At 71.9% G+C, this 17,295-nt stretch carries 13 protein-coding genes; 10 read left to right on the plus strand and 3 right to left on the minus strand.

What is annotated here, in order from left to right; translation table 11 throughout:
* From tpiA to ACTOQ2_RS08295, 3 genes are all read left to right on the plus strand, one after another.
* Nucleotides 1-786: a triose-phosphate isomerase gene (gene tpiA, locus ACTOQ2_RS08285; RefSeq protein WP_440099110.1), complete on the plus strand. Its 786-nt coding sequence runs from the start codon at nucleotides 1-3 to the stop codon at nucleotides 784-786.
* Between the two features lie 133 nt (nucleotides 787-919).
* Nucleotides 920-1,150, plus strand: coding sequence for a preprotein translocase subunit SecG (secG, locus tag ACTOQ2_RS08290; RefSeq protein ID WP_030905020.1), 231 nt, complete (start codon nucleotides 920-922; stop codon nucleotides 1,148-1,150).
* A gap of 80 nt (nucleotides 1,151-1,230) precedes the next feature.
* Nucleotides 1,231-1,578 carry an RNA polymerase-binding protein RbpA gene (locus tag ACTOQ2_RS08295; RefSeq protein ID WP_012892502.1) on the plus strand — a complete coding sequence of 116 codons (348 nt, stop codon included), beginning with the start codon at nucleotides 1,231-1,233 and terminating at the stop codon, nucleotides 1,576-1,578.
* A 146-nt stretch (nucleotides 1,579-1,724) separates the two neighbouring features.
* On the opposite strand, the gene ACTOQ2_RS08300 is transcribed toward ACTOQ2_RS08295, so the two are convergent.
* Entirely contained in the window at nucleotides 1,725-2,231 is a 507-nt protein-coding gene (locus ACTOQ2_RS08300; protein ID WP_440066013.1) for an SPW repeat protein, read from the minus strand.
* Between the two features lie 359 nt (nucleotides 2,232-2,590).
* On the opposite strand from ACTOQ2_RS08300, the gene ACTOQ2_RS08305 reads away from it, so the two are divergent.
* Both ACTOQ2_RS08305 and ACTOQ2_RS08310 read left to right on the plus strand, forming a co-directional pair.
* A complete protein-coding gene (locus ACTOQ2_RS08305; protein ID WP_440066014.1) occupies nucleotides 2,591-2,833 on the plus strand; it encodes a DUF6343 family protein in 243 nt (80 codons plus the stop codon).
* A gap of 390 nt (nucleotides 2,834-3,223) precedes the next feature.
* On the plus strand, nucleotides 3,224-4,501 hold the full coding sequence (locus ACTOQ2_RS08310; RefSeq protein WP_440099111.1) for a serine hydrolase domain-containing protein: 1,278 nt from the start codon (nucleotides 3,224-3,226) through the stop codon (nucleotides 4,499-4,501).
* A gap of 112 nt (nucleotides 4,502-4,613) precedes the next feature.
* On the opposite strand, the gene ACTOQ2_RS08315 is transcribed toward ACTOQ2_RS08310, so the two are convergent.
* Nucleotides 4,614-5,429 (minus strand): hypothetical protein, encoded by an 816-nt coding sequence (locus ACTOQ2_RS08315; RefSeq protein WP_440099112.1) that lies wholly within the window; start codon nucleotides 5,427-5,429, stop codon nucleotides 4,614-4,616.
* Between the two features lie 420 nt (nucleotides 5,430-5,849).
* On the opposite strand from ACTOQ2_RS08315, the gene ACTOQ2_RS08320 reads away from it, so the two are divergent.
* The 5 genes from ACTOQ2_RS08320 (at nucleotide 5,850) to ACTOQ2_RS08340 (ending at nucleotide 16,633) form a co-directional block, all read left to right on the plus strand.
* Nucleotides 5,850-6,446 (plus strand): EF-hand domain-containing protein, encoded by a 597-nt coding sequence (locus ACTOQ2_RS08320; RefSeq protein ID WP_440099113.1) that lies wholly within the window; start codon nucleotides 5,850-5,852, stop codon nucleotides 6,444-6,446.
* Between the two features lie 141 nt (nucleotides 6,447-6,587).
* Nucleotides 6,588-12,287, plus strand: a complete 5,700-nt coding sequence (locus ACTOQ2_RS08325) for a type I polyketide synthase (RefSeq protein WP_440099114.1) — start codon at nucleotides 6,588-6,590, stop codon at nucleotides 12,285-12,287.
* Complete coding sequence (locus ACTOQ2_RS08330) at nucleotides 12,284-13,681, plus strand: hypothetical protein (RefSeq protein ID WP_440099115.1); 1,398 nt, start codon at nucleotides 12,284-12,286, stop codon at nucleotides 13,679-13,681. The genes ACTOQ2_RS08325 and ACTOQ2_RS08330 overlap by 4 nt, the downstream gene beginning before the upstream one ends.
* A complete protein-coding gene (locus tag ACTOQ2_RS08335) occupies nucleotides 13,678-15,321 on the plus strand; it encodes an acyl-CoA reductase (protein WP_440099116.1) in 1,644 nt (547 codons plus the stop codon). Before ACTOQ2_RS08330 ends, ACTOQ2_RS08335 begins: the two co-directional genes overlap by 4 nt.
* Before the next feature lie 97 nt (nucleotides 15,322-15,418).
* Nucleotides 15,419-16,633, plus strand: a complete 1,215-nt coding sequence (locus tag ACTOQ2_RS08340) for a cytochrome P450 (protein WP_440099117.1) — start codon at nucleotides 15,419-15,421, stop codon at nucleotides 16,631-16,633.
* A 199-nt stretch (nucleotides 16,634-16,832) separates the two neighbouring features.
* On the opposite strand, the gene ACTOQ2_RS08345 is transcribed toward ACTOQ2_RS08340, so the two are convergent.
* Nucleotides 16,833-17,246 (minus strand): Imm10 family immunity protein, encoded by a 414-nt coding sequence (locus tag ACTOQ2_RS08345; RefSeq protein WP_440099118.1) that lies wholly within the window; start codon nucleotides 17,244-17,246, stop codon nucleotides 16,833-16,835.
* Nucleotides 17,247-17,295: the final 49 nt, after the last annotated feature.

Below are 17,295 nucleotides of genomic sequence, written 5' to 3' on the forward strand. Positions count from 1 at the left end.
ATGAGCACACCTCGCAAGCCGCTCATGGCAGGCAACTGGAAGATGAACCTCAACCACCTCGAGGCCATCGCGCACACCCAGAAGCTCGCCTTCGCGCTGAACGACAAGGACTTCGACCGGGTCGAGGTGGCCGTGCTGCCGCCGTTCACCGACCTGCGCAGCGTGCAGACCCTGGTCGACGGTGACAAGCTGCGGATCGTCTACGGCGCGCAGGACCTGTCCGAGCACGACGGCGGCGCCTACACCGGTGAGATCTCCGGGGCCATGCTCGCCAAGATCGGCTGCACCTTCGTGCTCGCCGGGCACTCCGAGCGCCGCCAGTACCACCGCGAGGACGACGACGTCGTCAACGCCAAGGTGCAGGCGGCCTACCGGCACTCGCTCACCCCCATCCTGTGCGTGGGGGAGGGCCTGGAGGTGCGCAGGGCCGGTGGCCAGGTGGCCCACAGCGTCGCCCAGCTCGACGGCGGGCTCCGCAAGGTCACCGCCGAGCAGGCCGCCTCCGTCGTGCTCGCCTACGAGCCGGTGTGGGCGATCGGCACCGGCGAGGTGGCCACCCCGGACGACGCGCAGGAGGTCTGCGGGGCACTCCGGGCGCGACTCGCCGAGCTGTACGACGCCGAAGTGGCCGCCGGTGTCCGTATCCTTTACGGTGGGTCGGTCAAGTCTGACAACATCGCCGGCATCATGGCCCAGCCTGATGTCGACGGTGCCCTGATCGGTGGCGCGAGCCTCGACCCCGGGGAGTTCGTCAAGATTTGCCGTTTTGGCGAATTGTCGAGCTGACTGAGCCATTCGGTGGGTACGACTTGACAGCACGTCATACCCTCTTAGAGCAAGTTTGAATCGTCACGCCTTCGGCGTACATCACGGGTCGTGCCCGGACGCGGGTCACGCGCACATAGGGAACAGGTCAACGGTGACAATCGGAATCTCCATCGCCCTCATCCTGTCGAGCTTGCTGATGATGCTGCTCGTCCTGCTCCACAAGGGCAAGGGCGGTGGTCTCTCGGATCTGTTCGGTGGCGGTTTCTCGTCGTCGTTCGGAGGCTCCTCCGTGGTGGAGCGCAACCTTGACAGGCTCACCGTCATCACCGGTGTCGTCTGGTTCGTCTGCATCATCGCGCTGGGCCTGCTTCTGCGGCCCTGACCCGGCTGCTTCAACAGGCGTGACAGTGGTTCAGTCCCCGCATCCCCAAGCGTCGGGGCCATCGAGCAAGGAGTTCATCCGTGGGTAGTGGCAACGCGATCCGTGGCAGCCGTGTCGGTGCCGGCCCGATGGGGGAGGCGGAGCGCGGCGAGGCGGCCCCCCGTGTTCGGGTGCCTTTCTGGTGCGCGAACATGCATGAGACGCGCCCCAGTTTCGCCAGCGACGCGGCCGTTCCCGAGTTCTGGGACTGCCCCCGGTGTGGCCTCCCCGCCGGTCAGGACGAGGCCAACCCGCCCGCGCCGCCGCGCAACGAGCCTTACAAGACGCACCTCGCGTACGTGAAGGAACGCCGCAGCGACAAGGACGGTGCGCAGATCCTGGCCGAGGCCCTGGAGCGGCTGCGCTCCTCCTCGCGCCCGATCTACTAGCCGGGTCCTCGCCCGTACGGTCCGGCGGCACCGGCACGCACGCCTGAAAGGCCCCCGTGGGAGATCCTCACGGGGGTCTTTCGCGTGCCGTGGCCGCGACTCGCCGGGTGCTCCCGGGGCGGCCTCCGCCGCGCGCCGCGCCCCGACTAGGGCCTGTTGGGCAGGTCGGGCCTGTGCGGCATGTCTGACCTGTTGGACGTGTCGCCCATGTGGGACATGCCTCTTCTTTGCGACATGTTGGTCATTTTCTTGGAGGCCATCGCCGCGGCTCCCAGGCCGAGCAGCAGGATGACGATGCCGGTGATGACGTTGTTCCAGATGCTCCCCCTCGTCGCCGAGCCGGTGATCCAGGGAGCCAGGATGGTCCAGATCCCGATGACCGGCGCGACCCAGCTGATCCCGTACGTCCGGCCGTAGGCGGACGCGAAGGCGAGGGCCAGGGCGGCGACCGCGATGCCGGTGACGAGGTTGCTCACGGTGAGTCTGGACAGGCCGTTGAAGCCGACCACCCAGGGTGAGATCGCCAGATACAGGCCCGCCAGGAGGCTCAGGCCTTCGATGACCTGGGCTATCGAACTGGAGCCTGCTCGTTCGTACCTTTCCCGCATCTCGATGAGATCGGGGTGGTGTTCCAGACTTGTGGGTCTCGTCATGCCCCATTCCCCCTTACCGGTCTCCCGTAGTTTTCGATGTCCCGCCAAAGCGTATTTATGGTGATATACCCGACATAAGCCCCAAAGAGCCCAAAAGAGGGCAAGATTGTCTAATGACATCGCCGGGATACGGAATCCGGCGGTCGGCCCCGGTGGGCCCGCCACGTCGTGACCCCTTGTGGCGGAGGCGATGGAGGAGGAGAACCCGCCGTGAACCGGCGCGGTCGCCACGGGGGCGGCGCGGGGGTGGCGCGGGGGCGCCACGGGGGTGGCGCGGGACGTCCTGGGTACGAGACGGGTCACACCCCCTCGCGCGAACACGAGAGCCGAGGGGAGCGAGGTTGCCCGGAGGTGACCTTATGGACGAGAAGACGGGAACGCACGACCACCCGAAGAGCGCGCTGAATCTGCGGCTCTTCCTGGCGGTCTTCGGCCTGGTGGTGTGCACGGCTCTGGCCCTCCTGTCGGCGTGGGCCGGGATCACCGCGCTCGCCGTGGCCCTGGCCGTGCCGGCGGTCGTCGCCGTGGTGGACATCGTGGTGGTCGGGATCCGGATCGCCCGCAGACGCCGGCGCGGTGAGCGGCACACCCTTTTCGAGTAGGAGACCGCGCGCACGGGCGTGTGTTCGTGGCCGGCGGCTCGCGGAGGGGCAGGATCCTGCCGGCGCGCGCGGTGACCTCCTGGCCGACGATCGACCTCACCTCGAAGTATTTCCGGGCCCGGGTCTCGAGGTTCTCCCGGAGCTCCTCGTGGTGAGAGAGCGGGATCCCTTTCCCGGTCTCTCACCACGGAGGCCCTGCTCCGGCGCCTCGCCCGGGGGTCGCGTTCCGGTGCCTCGCCGGTCTGCGCGGCCGATCGCGCCGTCCCCGGGGCGGACGCGGCGGTCGCGGCGGTCGCGGGCCGGGGAGTCGTCCTGATCATCCGCACGAAGTATCAGGAAGATCCGTAATATATGGGGCTTCCTGATGCTTATGTGACGTGGGGGTCACCAGTGACGGCAGGCAAGAACGGGGTCACGCGACGGCGGTTCCTCCAGGCGGGCGTCGGAGCCGTGCCCGCGCTCGCCCTGGGCGCGGGGCCCGCGCGGGCGGCGGCGAGGGAGCCGCTCGTCAGCGGGGTCGTCCCCGCGGCGCTGAAGGGCTTCGACGACGTGATGAAGAAGTACATCACGGAGCGCGAGATCGGCTGCGCGCAGCTCGCGGTCGCGCGGAAGGGCAGGATCCTGCTGGCGCGCGGGTACGGGACGTACTCGGTGCGCAACGCCCAGAACGTGCCGATCCTCGCGCGCGTGCAGCCGACCTCGCTGTTCCGCGTCGCCAGCCTGAGCAAGCACATCACCTGCGCCGCGATCATGCGGCTGGTCCAGGACGGCAGGCTCAGCCTCTCGGCCCCGGTCACCACGCTGCTCGGGCTCTCGGCGGCGGCGGACCCCAGGCTGGCCAAGGTGACCGTGCTGAGGCTCATGCAGCACCTGGGCGGCTGGGACACCGCGGTCTCCAAGGACCGGCTCTGGCTGGACCACACGATCTCCGCCGCGCTCGACGTGCCGCTGCCGATCGGCCACGCCGACATCATCCGCTACTCCACGGCCCGCCCCCTCGACTTCGACCCCGGTTCCAAGATGGTCTACTGCAACTACGGCTACGCGCTGCTCGGGCGGATCATCGAGAAGGTCTCCGGCACGAGCTACGAGTCGTACGTCAAGCAGAGACTCCTCGCGCCCGCCGGGGTCACCAGGATGCGGCTCGGCCGCAGCCTGCGGGCGGAGTCGCCGACGGGCGAGGTCAACTACGTCTCGAAGTACACCAACAAATCCGTCGTGGACGGCTCCGGCACCGTCGTGCCGTACCCCTACGGCGGTTTCAACATGCCCAACCAGGACGCCAACGGCGGCTGGACCGCCTCGGCGGTCGACATGGTGAAGTTCGCGATGGTCTTCGACGCCGCCGGTCCGGTCCTGAACGCCACCTCGATCGCGAAGCTGTTCGCGAAGCCGGAGACCGGCGTCAACTCCGGCGGGTCCTGGTACGGCGGCGGCTGGTGGGTCCGGACCTCGGGCAGCGGCATCAACACCTGGCACTCGGGCTCGATGCCCGGCACGTTCACCTACCTGGCCCGGCTGAGCGGCGGGATCTCCTACTGCGCCACGTTCAACCGCCGCGAGGAGGAGGGATCGCCCGACTTCGACGTGATCGACCCGCTCCTCAGCCAGACGGCGCGCGCGGTGACCTCCTGGCCGACGGCCGACCTCACCTCGAAGTATTTCTGAGCCCGGGTCTTGAGGCCCTCCCGGAGCTCCCCGTGGTGAGAGACCCGGATCCCTTTTCCGGTCTCTCACCACGGAGGCTCTGATCCGGTGCCTCATCGGTGAGAGGCTCCTCTCACCTCGGTCGGTCGTCCAGGGCGTAGGAGAGGTAGCGGTCGGCGGAGCGGCGGACGGCCTGGGCGCCGTCGGTGTGCACGATCCGCTTCCACCAGCCGCCGTAGACGCGTTCGAAGGAGTACGGCTCCAGCAGCGACAGGGCGCGGCGGATCGTGCCGGGCCGCTCGGGGATGAGGTTGGGGTAGCTGTACATGAAACCGACCCAGCGGCGGTCCTGGACCACCTGGAGGATGTCGCCGGAGAACAGGGCGCCCCGGCCCTCCTCGCCGTCGCGCCAGTGCATGACCTGGCCGCCGTCGAAGTGGACGCCCGCGTTGATCAGCGTCAGCCCCTCGCGGATCTCGTGGGTGTCGCCCTCCCAGAACACGACGGAGTCGTCGGGGCGGCCCACCCACTCGCGGTCGGCCGCGTGGATGTGGATCGGCGCGTCGAAGGCGTGCGCCCACTCCACCATCGAGCCGTAGAAGTGCGGGTGGCTGATCGCGATGGCGTCGATCCCGCCGAGCTCGGTGACCTGCCTGACCAGCTCGTCGTCGAGGTGGGTGACCATGTCCCACAGCACGTTGCCACCGGGCGTGCGGACCAGCAGCGCCCGCTGCCCGATGGCCGTGGCGGGGTCGGTGCCAACCCCGACCACCCCGGTGCCCTCCTCGGCGACCAGTGACCGGTGCCCGGTCGCGCGCAGCTCGTTCAGGGAGGTCCAGCGCTGCCCCTCCCAGCCGACGTACTGCCGCTCGTCCTCGCAGATCGGGCAGTTCTCCCGGGGGGCGGCGTACTGGACCCCGCAGGTGGCGCAGATGGGCAGGTCGTTCACGAAGGCTCCTCAGGTCGCGGTTCGTCCCCACCATAAGATCGCCGTGCCCGCCGGGGGCGGCGAGGGCCGTACGGACGGCGGGACCGGTCGCGGGCGTGGCCGGTCGGCGCGCCCGAGGGCTGCGATGAACGTCCATTTAATTTCTATTCTTTGTAGTGATATATCGGGTGATACGCGGCCTTTCCAGTCCGCAAAAGAAATGTATCAGCCGTCTTGACGGCGCCCGTTTGACGCAATAATAATCAACCGTAGGTGCCGCTGATCAGGGGAAACTCGATGCTCACGGAAATGACGTGAACCGTGGGCGTCCCCCCTGCGCTCATTATTCATCGCTGGCAATACCGGCGGCGACAAGCCGTCGTCGAATTCAAATCGGCCGTCATTCTTCGCGGCCATCGGCGAGAAAGTGGTGTCACGGTGGTGGAACTCCTGCAACGCGACCTCATCGAGCGAAAGTACGACGTGTGCTTCGGACACGGCGACCAGAACGACGACGGCATCCTGGAGATGGCCGACTGCATCGCGCTCGGCGCGCGCGTCATCGCCTACCTCGAGGAGCCCTTCGACTCGCCCAAGGCCCTTGAGCTGCTCCGCAGCTTCGGCCAGTTCTGGCAGCATCTCACCGGCAAGCTCGACGCCGACCACGACGGCAAGATCACCCCGGAGGAGTTCAGGGAGGGCATGCGGCAGGCCTGGATCGACGATCCCAGCGGCTTCGAGACGGCGTTCCGGCCGGCCGCGCAGGCCCTGTGGAACCTCTGCGACAAGAACGACAACGGCACGGTCGGAGCGGAGGAGTTCGCCAGGTTCCACAAGGCGTTCGGCACGTCCGAGGAGAACAGCCGCATCTCCTTCGCGAGGCTCGACGTGAACGGAAACGGAAATCTCTCGGTCGACGAACTCGTCACCGCGTGGAAGGAGTTCTATACGAGCCTCGACCCCGACGCCCCGGGAAACTGGCTTTTCGGCGATATCTGGGAGAAGGACATCTGGGACGGCAACCGGGTGAAGCTCTGACCTGTTGACGGCCCTTTGAAGGCCCTTTGACGGTCCGCCCGGGTTTGGCGAACCGTTGACGTCGAAAAGGCTCCTGGCGTGATTCTCCGGCCACGCCAGGAGCCTTTCGTCTCCGTCGGAACCCCCGGAAGGGAGGCTCGCGTGCCCACCGCCCACGAACCGATAGCGGTGATCGGCCTCGGATGCCGGTTCGCCGCGGGGATCGACTCCCCGGCGGCTTTCTGGAGATTCCTGCTCGACGAGGGCGACGCGGTCGGCGAGGTTCCCGCCGGCCGGTGGGCGCGCTACGCGGACCGCGGCCCCGAGGACGCGGCGGTCCTCCGCCGGACCACGGCCCGCGGATGCTTCCTGTCCGACATATCGGGGTTCGACAGTGAATTCTTCGGCATCTCGCCGCGCGAGGCGCGGTTGATGGACCCCCAGCAGCGCATCCTTCTCGAAGTCGCCTGGGAGGCGCTGGAGCACGCCGGCATCCCGCCCGCGGACCTCGCCGGATCCGACACCGGCGTCTTCGCCGGCGTCGCCGCCGACGACTACGGGCGCCGGTTGCTGGAGGACCTGCCGCGGATCGAGGCGTGGACGGGGGTCGGCGCCTCGCACTGCGGCGTCGCGAACCGCGTGTCCCACGCGCTCGATCTCCGCGGCCCGAGCGTGGCGCTGGACACGGCCTGCTCGTCCTCCCTGGTGGCGATCCACCAGGCGTGCCAGAGCCTCCGGCTCGGCGAGATCCCGCTCGCGCTCGCCGGTGGGGTCGTGGTGCTGGCCGGCCCCGGATACAGCGTGGTCCTGGACGCCGCGGGAGCGATCTCCCCCGACGGGCGCTCGAAGGCGTTCGACGCGCGGGCCGACGGGTACGGGCGGGGTGAGGGAGCCGGGGTCGTGGTCCTCAAGCGGCTCGGCGACGCCCGGCGCGACGGAGACCGGGTCCTCGCCGTGATCATCGGTGGCGCCGTGCACCAGGACGGCCGGACCGAGGGCATCATGGCTCCCAGCCGCGAGGCACAGGAGCATCTCCTGCGCCGCGCCTACCGGAGCGCAAGCGTCCGCCCGGACACGGTCGACTACGTCGAGGCCCACGGAACGGGCACTCCGGTCGGCGATCCCGTCGAGGCGGGCGCGCTGGCCTCGGTGCTCGGCACCGGCCGCGCGACCGGAGTGCCCTGCCTGGTCGGCGCGGTGAAGCCCAACATCGGGCACCTCGAGGCCGCCGCCGGGGTCGCCGGGTTCATCAAGGCGGTGCTCGCGATCGGGCACGGTGTCATCCCGGCCACCCCGATGCTGTCCGGGCCGAACCCGGCCATTCCATGGGATGACAACGGCCTTCGGCTGGTCACCGTGACGACGCCGTGGCCCTCCACCGGCCGCCCCCGGCTCGCGGGAGTCGCCGGATACGGGTACGGCGGAACGATCGCGCACCTCGTTCTCCAAGAAGACGTTCGATGCGCCGTCCGAGGCGCAGTCCAGGACACCATCCGGGGCGCCGTCCAAGGCGCCGTCCAAGGCACTGTTCGAGGCGCCGTCCGGGACGCCGTCCCCGCAGCCCACGTCGTGTTCCCGGAGACCCGCGACCCGGCCCCCGAGCCGGTCCCGCGGTGCGCGCCGGTGCGGGTGTACCCGCTGTCGAGCGCGAATCCGGCCGCCGTGCGCCTGGCCGCCGGACGGCTCGCCGACTGGCTCGACGCCCATGACCGGGCCGACCTGGCGTCCGTGGGCGGGACGCTGGCCCGTCACCGGTCCCACCTGACGGCCCGCTCGGCCGTGGTGGCCGCGGACCGGACGGAGCTCGTCGAGCGGTTGCGCTCCCTGGCCCGCGACACCCCCGGCACGCCCCGGGGCGTCGTCTCCGCCCGGGTGCCGCCGCGCGGGAGACGCGACCCGGTGTGGGTGTTCTCCGGCCACGGTGCCCAGTGGGCGGGCATGGGCCGGGACCTGCTGGACGCGGAGCCCGCCTTCGCGGAGGTGATCGAACGGCTGGACCCGATCTACCAGGTGGAGATGGGCTTCTCCCCGGTTCTGGCGATCCGGGCGGGCGAGCTGGGCGGCACCGGGCGCGTCCAGTCGCTGCTGTACGCCGTCCAGGCGGGGCTCGCCGCGCTCTGGCGTTCCGCCGGTGTCCGGCCCGCGGCCGTGATCGGCCATTCGGTGGGGGAGATCGCCGCCGCCGTGGCCGCCGGCGTGCTCGACGTGGCGGACGGGGCCCGGCTGGTCTGCCGCCGTTCGCGGCTGCTGTCGAGGGTCACCGGACGCGGGGCGATGGCCATGGTCTCGCTGCCGTACGAGGAGGTGGCCCGCCAGGTGGCGAGTGCCGGCACGGTGTCGGCGGCCGTCGCCGCCTCACCGTACTCCACGGTGGTGGCCGGTACGCCGGAGGCGCTGGAACGGCTGGCCGCGCGCTGGGCGCGCGAGGGCGTCGAGGTCCGGCGGGTCGATTCCGACGTCGCCTTCCACAGCCCGCAGATGGACCCGCTCCGGGCCGGCCTGCGCGCGGCGATCACCGGCCTGCGCCCGGCCGGGCCCGCCGTCCCGCTCTACACGACCGCGCTGCCCGACCCCCGCGACCCGGCCGCGCGGGACGCCTCCTACTGGGAGACCAACCTGCGCGACCCGGTGCTCTTCGCGAACGCCGTCTTCGCCGCGGCCGAGGACGGCCACCGGACGTTCCTGGAGGTCTCCGCGCACCCGGTGGTGTGCCACTCGATCGTGGAGACGCTCGGGTCGGTGGGGATCCAGGACGTCGTCGTGGCGCACAGCCTCCGTCGTGGCGAGGACGGACTCCGCGCCATGGCGGGCAACGTCGCCCTGCTGCACTGCCATGGCGTACCGGTTGACTGGACCGTGCTCCAGGGGGCGGGCGAGCTCGTCGACCTGCCGGCGAACGCCTGGCTGCACGTGCCCCACTGGGCCGGGCACGAGCTTCCCGAGACGGCAGGGAGACCTCACGCCCCGGAGAGCCACACCCTGCTGGGGGCGCGGACGGCGGTGTTCGCCACCTCCCGGGTCGATGTGTGGCGGACGGCGCTGGACCGTTCCACCCGGCCGTTCCCCGGCGCCCATCCCGTGCGCGGTACGGAGATCGTGCCCGCGGCCGTGCTGCTGAACACCTTCCTCGAGGCGGCCACGGCGATCCGCGAGGCCGAGGGGGCCGGGCGGGGCGGGGCGGGCACACTGAGGGAGGTGGAGATGCGGGTGCCCGTCACCACGGCCGTGTCGCGCGAGCTCCAGGTGGTTCACCAGGACGGGACGCTCAGGCTCTCCTCCCGCCTCGGCGCCGGCCGTTGGGACCACCTTCCGGAACCCGGCGCGGACCACGGCCACCGGGATCCCGGCGAAGGGTGGCTCACCCACTGCGCCGCCCTGCTCGGCGACGGGCCCGAGGCGTCCGGCGACGTGGAGGCGGCCCGGCGGGGCGGCGGGCCGGACGCCGGACCGGGTGACGGGCCGGAGAACGGACCGGCCGGTGGATCGGTGAGCGCGCCGGGTGGCGAGCCGGACGAGGGGCCGGACAACGGGTCGGCCGGTGAACCGGCGGGCACGCCGGGCGGTGAGCCGGACAACGGGCCGGGCGGGGGGCCGGATGACGAGGTCGTCGACGCCGGCTGGGTGGTGGACACGCTCGCCGGGGCCGGTGTGGCGGCGATGGGCTTCCCCTGGCGGATCGAGGAACTGCGCCGTGGCCCGGGCACGCTGACGGCACTGGTGGCGGCGGACCCGGAAGGCACCCTGCCCCGGCCGACCTGGGCGTCGATCCTGGACGCCGCGTTCTCGGCCGGAGGCGTCGTGGCCATCGCCCCGGCGGGCCGCGCCGAGCTGCGCATGCCGGTGCGGATCGCCGAGGCGACCCTGGTCACGGACCCGCCCGCGGAGCAGAGGGTGCTGGTCGGCGTGACCACCACCGGGCCGGACACGGTCGACATCCGTGTCGCCACCCTCGGCGGACGGACGGTGGCCGTCCTGCGCGAGGTGCGCTACACCACCCCTGAGCCCGAGCCGGACCCGGCGGCGGGAACGGGGACCGGCGACCTCCTGCACGAGGTGGTCTGGAAACCGCTGGCCCTGGCACCGGACGGCGCGCCCGGAGTGGCGCCGCACCGGGTGGTGCTGGTCGGAACAGGCGCGAGCATGGCGCCGGGTGACGGGGACGGCCTCGCGCACGCTCTCGGCGGGCTTCTCACGCGGCGGGGCATCCGGTTCGACACGGTCCCCGGACGCGACGGGCTCGACGGGCTCCGCGAGCTGCTTTTCGGCCTGACGGAGGACGACGCGGTCGTCCTGCTGCCGCCCGCGCCGTCCGTGACGGACCCGATGGAGACCGGTCAGGACATCGCGGCGACCGCGACCCGGCTGGCCGCGCGCCTGGCGGAGACCGCGCGGCTGCTGGGCGAGGCGGGCCGGGCCCGGCTGTGGTGCGTCACCTCCTCGGCCAGGGAACCGGAGAGCGCGGCGGGGCTGGCGCAGACGGCGCTGTGGGGACTGGCGCGGGTGGCCGCCACGGAGTACTCCGAGGTGTGGGGCGGTCTCGTCGACCTGCCGGGGAAACCGGGCGACGACGACCTCTCTGCCCTGGTCCGGCTGCTGGGGAGCCGGTTCCGGGAGGACGTCGTCGCCGTCGAGCACGGTGCCGCGAGCGGCGCCCGCCTGGTGCCCTACCGCCCCGAGGCGCGAGAGCGTGTCACGGGACGGCGGCCCGCGCGGACGGGCCCGCTCTGTCGGGCCGGGGCCACCTACCTGGTCACCGGGGGCCTGGGCGCCCTCGGCCTGCGCGTCGCGGGATGGCTGGCCGACCGGGGGGCCCGCAGGCTGCTCCTGCTGGGCCGTACCGCCCTGCCTCCCCGAAACCGGTGGGACGCCGTCCGCGAGCCGGTGACGCGGCACGCGATCGACGCGGTCATGTCCCTGGAGGCGAGGGGCGTCACCGTGCGGACGGTCGCCGCGGACGTAGCCGACACTGCCGACACTGCCGGCCTCGCCCGGCTGGCCGACCCCGGCACGCTCGGCCTGCCACCGGTCCGCGGGGTGGTGCACGCGGCGGGCGTGGTCGACAACCGGCTGCTGCGCGCGTACGACGAGGAGGCGCTGCGGGCGGTGATGCGGCCCAAGGTGGCCGGGGCACTCGCGCTCCACGAGGCGTTCCCGCCGGGGACGCTGGACTTCCTGGTGCTCTTCTCCTCCGCCGGGCAGCTTCTGGGTCTCCCGGGGCAGGCCTCGTACGCGGCGGCGAACGCCTTCCTATCCGGCCTGGCCAGGCACCGGCGAGCCGGGGGAGACGACACGGTCCTCTCCCTCGCCTGGACGAGCTGGCGCGGCCTGGGCATGTCGGCCTCCTCGGCGGTCGTCGACGCGGAACTGCGTGCCCGGGGCACGGCGGACATCACCCCGGAGGAGGCGCTCCTGGCGTGGGAGTCGCTGGTCGCGGAAGGGCCGGCCGGCAACGCCGAGCTGGCGGTACTGCGGGTCCTGCCCGTCACCCCCGGCATCCTCCGGCCGCCGCTGCTGCGCGACCTGGCCGGCGACCCCGGCCCGTCTCCGGCCCCCGGCCCGTCTTCGGCCCCCGGCGCGGACCAGGGCCCCGACTGGCGGGACCTGTCCGGCGCCCCCCTCGTCGACCTGTTGCGGGACGAGGTGCGGCGGGCGGTCGCGGCCGCCCTGCGTACCGACCCCGAGGCGGTGGACGTGCGGCGCCCGCTCGCGGAGATCGGCGTCGACTCGCTGCTGGCGGTCATGCTGCGCCGGACGCTCTCCGAGCGGCTGAGGATAAGCCTGCCGATGAGCCTGCTGTGGAATCGCCCCACGGTCTCCGACATCACCGACTATCTGGCCGAGCAGCGAAGGAGTGACCCATGACGGCGGACACCGAGGTACGCCTGTTCGCGGAGGATCCCGTCGGTTTCTTCGGGCCCTCGCGATGGCGGATGCACACGCTCGCCCCCGACCGGCTGGCCGCGCTGCAGCTCGCCGCGCTGCGGATGCGCTACGCCGAGCTCCGCGACCGGATCCCGGTGCTGCGCACCATCGCCGACGAGCAGCGCATCGGGGAGATCGGGACGCTGGACGACGCGGCGCCCCTGCTCTTCCCGCACACGGTCTACAAGTCGTATCCCGTCTCCCTGCTCCTGGACAACCGGTTCGACCAGCTGGCGACCTGGCTCGGCAGGCTCACCACCGTCGACCTCGGCGGCGTCGACTTCTCCGGCTGCGACTCGATCGACGCGTGGCTGGACCTCCTCGACGCCCGGACCGACCTGCGGCTGGCCCACTCATCCGGTACGTCCGGCACGATGTCGTTCGTCCCGCACACCCGCCAGGAGTACGCGGCCCTGTACCGCACGGTGCGCCTGGACGCGCTTCCCGACGGCGTGCCGTGGCGGGAACCCATGGACGTGGTCTGGCCGGGATTTCGCACCGGGCGCGGCGGGATCGACCGGCACGCGGGCGCGATGGCGGAGCAGATGGCGGACACCCCCGACCGGTTCCACGCCCTGCACCCCGGCTCGCTCAGCGCCGACGTCATGTTCCTCGCCGGCCGGTTGCGCGCCGCGGCGGCCAGGGGCGAGGTCGACCGGCTGGAGATCCCGCCGGCGCTGAAGGCGCGCCGCGCGGAGTTCGAGGAGGCGCAGCGGGCCACCGGCGCCGGGATGGCGCGGTTCGTCGAGGAGCTGGCCGACACGCTCGGCGGGCGGCGCGTGGCCTCGCTCGGCCTGTGGAGCGTCCACCACGCCATGGCGACCGCCGGGCTGGTCCGGGGCATCGAGTCCGTCTTCGCGCCGGACTCGTTCGTCTTCTCCGGCGGGGGAGCGAAGGGCACGGCGCTGCCGGCCGACTGGGCGGAGCCGGTCGGGCGTTTCTTCGGGGTGCCCCGGGTGCGGCTCTGCTACGCGATGACCGAGGTGATGGCGGTCAACCTGCTCTGCGACGCGGATCGCTACCACATCGAGCCCTGGGTGATCCTCTACGTCCTCGACCCGGAGACCGGGGATCCGCTGCCGCGCAGCGGGGTGCGGACGGGACGGGCGGCCTTCCTCGACCTCATGGCCGACGTGCACTGGGGCGGGTTCGTCTCCGGCGACGAGGTCACGGTCGACTGGTCGGCGTGCCGGTGCGGGCGCACCACGCCGGGCCTGTCGACCGCCATCGGCAGGTTCGGCGGCAACGGCGGCGGCGACGACAAGATCACATGTGCCGCGACCCCCGAGGCGCTCACCGAGGCCCTGGAGTTCCTCAACGGGGCGCTGGCATGAGCGCGGGGCGGGAGGGGACCTTCGCCGGGAACGACGGGGTACGGCGGGGGACCCGGGTCGGCGGCGACGGGGCACGGCGGGAGGACCGGCTCGGAGACGGCCGCGGAGACGACCGGACGCGGGGGGAGACGCGGGCCGGGAACGAGCGGGCACGGCGGGAGGCCGCGGGGGCCGTGGGGGCCGAGCTGACGATCCCGGCCTTCATCCGGGGCGAGACGGTCGACACCGGCCTGGTCCCCTTCACCGGCCGGGGACCGGAGACGTCCTTCCTCGCCCCCGACCCGATGGGCCTGCTCGACCGGCTGCCGCTGGGCGACCCGGCGCGCATGCGGGACCTGAACGCGCTGCGCGTCGACGACGTCGTCGGCTTCCTCGCCGAGCTCGGGCCGCGCCTCGCGCTGTCGCGCAACGCGTTGCTGAGGGAGGCCCTCGAACGGTCGGCCGCGTGGTCGGACATGACCCCGCCACTGCTCGCCGCGTCGTACGAGCAGCTGCCCGGCCTGTTCCGCCCGGAGGCGGTGCGGGCCGTGGTGGAGCGGACCATCGGGGCCGGGCACCTGGACGGGTGGCACGAAGTGCCCACCGCGGACGGGGGCCGCGCGGCGGTCCGCGCCCTCGGCGCGCGGACCGTGCACGTCATCGCCGGCAACAGCCCGGTCATCGCCGCGCTCACCGTGATCCGCAACGCCGTCACCCGCGGCGACGCCATCGTCAAGACGCCGTCGAACGACCCGCTGACCGCGCTCGCGATCGCGCGGACCATGGCCGAGATGGCCCCCGACCACCCGCTCACCCGCCATCTCGCGGTCGTCTACTGGAAGGGCGGCTCCGAGGCGTTCGAGCGGCGGCTCTACCAGCCGGCCCACGTCGAGAAGATCGTGGCCTGGGGCGGGCTGGCCTCCATCCGGCACGTCACCGGCTACGTCAGGCCGGGCCTGGAGCTGATCTCCCTCGACCCGAAGCTGAGCGCCACCGTCATCGGCCCCGAGGCGTTCGCCGACGACGAGCGGATGGCCGAGACCGCCCGGCTGGCGGCGGTGGACGTCGGCGCGCTCAACCAGCTCGGCTGCTTCAACGCCCGCGTCGTCTACGCCGTCACCGACGTCGACCGGGCCGCCCGCTGGGGCAGGTTGCTGTACGAGGAGATCCTCCGGCTCCCCGAGCAGGTCAGCACGGCGGCCAGGCGGTTCGACCCGGGGCTGCGCGCCGACCTGCTCGCGATCCGGGCGAGCGCCGACTGGTACGACGTGATCGGCGGGCGCCGCGACGAGGGCGCGGTCATCGTCTCGCGGCTGCCCGAGCCGGTGGAGTTCCACCCCTCGCTGTCGGGCCGGGTGGTCAACGTGGTGCCCGTCGACTCGGCCTGGGACGCGGTGCGCGGCATGAACGCCTACACACAGACCGTGGGCGTCTATCCCGAGGCGCTCAAGCGGGAGCTGCGCGACGTCGTGCCGCTCTACGGCGCTCAGCGGCTGGTGTCCCTCGGCTACGCCACCCGGGTGCGGGCCGAGCTGCCGCAGGACGCCATCGAGCCGCTGCGCAGGATGGTCAAGTGGATCGTGGACGAGACCTACGACCCCGCCGACGTCCACCCCTTCGGCCACCTGCACCCCGGGGCGTCCTCGTGGGACGCGCGATGAGCCGTCCCCGCGTCGCCGCCGGTGTCCGGGGGCACCCCCGCGGGACTCGTGGTTCCCGTCCCCGGCATCCAACGATCTTCGAACCGAGGGAGCAGCCGTGAAGGCGGAGCGAGAAGAGGACGTCGTCGAGCAGCTGATCTCCGATTTCGACCACCACCATCCACGCTTCGACCCCGACCTGGCCTGCCTGGTCCACCGCGGCATCCGCAGCCGGTCGCGGGTCGCCTTCTCCCGCGCGTACGGCGGCGTGTGGATCCTGTCGCACTACCGCGACGTGGAGGCGGCGCTGCGCGACCACGAGACCTTCAGCTCGGCCTCGGGGGTCTTCTTCCCCCGCGCCCCGGGCACGCCGCCCTTCGCGCCGCTGGAGTACGACCCGCCCCGGCAGACCGCGTTCCGCACCCTGATGAGACCCCCCTTCACCCCGGCGCGGGCGCGGCAGCTCGAACCCGCACTCCGCCGCCTGGTCGCCGACCTGGTCGAGCCGATCGTCGCGCGGGGCTGCGGCGACCTCGTCGCCGAGCTCGCGGTGCCGCTGCCGCTCGCCGTGGTGTCGCTCGCGGTCGGCTTCACCGACGCGGCGCAGCGCCGCATCCGCGATCTGACCAGCAACACCTGGGCGCGCATGCCGAGCGACGAGAGCGCGGAGGGCTTCTGGCCGCAGTTCGCGGAGCTGTTCCAGGAGGAGATCCGCCGGGCCAGGGAACAACCGGGCGACGACTACCTGTCCACGCTGGTCCGCGAGACGATCGACGGCAGGCCCGTCACCGACGAGGAACTCCACGTCATGATGGTCGGCTTCGCCGTCGCCGGCCACGAGACCTCGATGAACGCCCTGTCGCACCTGCTGTGGCAGCTGGCCCGCGAACCCGGCCTGCAGGACCGGCTGCGCAAGCGGCCCGAGCTGATGCCCGCCGCCGTCGAGGAGACGCTGCGGCTCTGGACACCGGTCGACCACGGCACCCGGCTCACCACCCGGGACGTCGAGGTCGGCGGCGTCACCATTCCCCGGGGATCGCGGGTCATCCTGCTCGCCGGGGCCGCCAACCGCGACCCCGCCGAGTTTCCCGACCCGGAGCGGTTCCGGCTCGACCGGGGCCTCGTACGCCACCTCGGTTTCGGGACGGGCGTGCATTTCTGCATCGGCGCCCAGCTCGCGCGCACCGAGTTCCTCGTGGTCCTGCGCGAGCTGGCCCGTCACCCCGGCTACGAGCTCTTCGGCGAGCCCCGGCGCTTCTACGAGAACGGCCGCCACATCTGCTTCGACCGGCTGCCCGTGCGGTTCCGGACGTCGCTCGGCCGGCGCAGGTAGACCTGGGGCTCACGGCTCCTGAAGGAGACGGGCCGGGCGGCGGCCCCGATTCGGGGTGGGCCGAGCGAAGGGAGTCGAAGAGCTGCTCGCCGAAACCGAACGGGTGTATGCCCGAGGGGGCACCGACCGTGATCCGGCGTGGGAGGAGGGACGGTCGCCCGCGTCCTGAACACCACCGAACGGAAGCTCGGCGGCACTGTCACAGCTGAACGACTGCCGGGCGGGCGTCAACCGGGCCGTAGGCCATGATGCGTCGCAGAGCGAGCCGGAGTTGGTCGATCACCTCATCGTCGACTTCGAGGACCGCTTCGATCTCGGAGTCGTCAAGACCCAGCTCTTCCAGCGCGTGCGGAGCGATGACGACGCGAAGCACCCTGTCACGAAGAGTGATCTCGCTGACGGCCCCGTACGCGGTCGCCTGGCCGGTGACGACCAGGCAGTGGCTGTCCATCTCCGACTCCTCGACGTCTTCCTCCTCGTCCTCGGACAGGCCGCACTGGAAGATCATCTCCATACCGTCGCCGTCGTCGCTTTCGGCGACACCGGCGGACAGGCACTCCATATCGTGGTCTTCCGCCACTCCCGCGACCCGGGCCGTGAACCGAGTAGTCATGCCGCAGAGCGTAACGGGCCATGGCGACAATTCCGGCGCATTGCTCACC

Origin of the sequence: Streptosporangium sp. H16, from assembly GCF_051918855.1 — a bacterium.
Taxonomy (GTDB): domain Bacteria; phylum Actinomycetota; class Actinomycetes; order Streptosporangiales; family Streptosporangiaceae; genus Streptosporangium.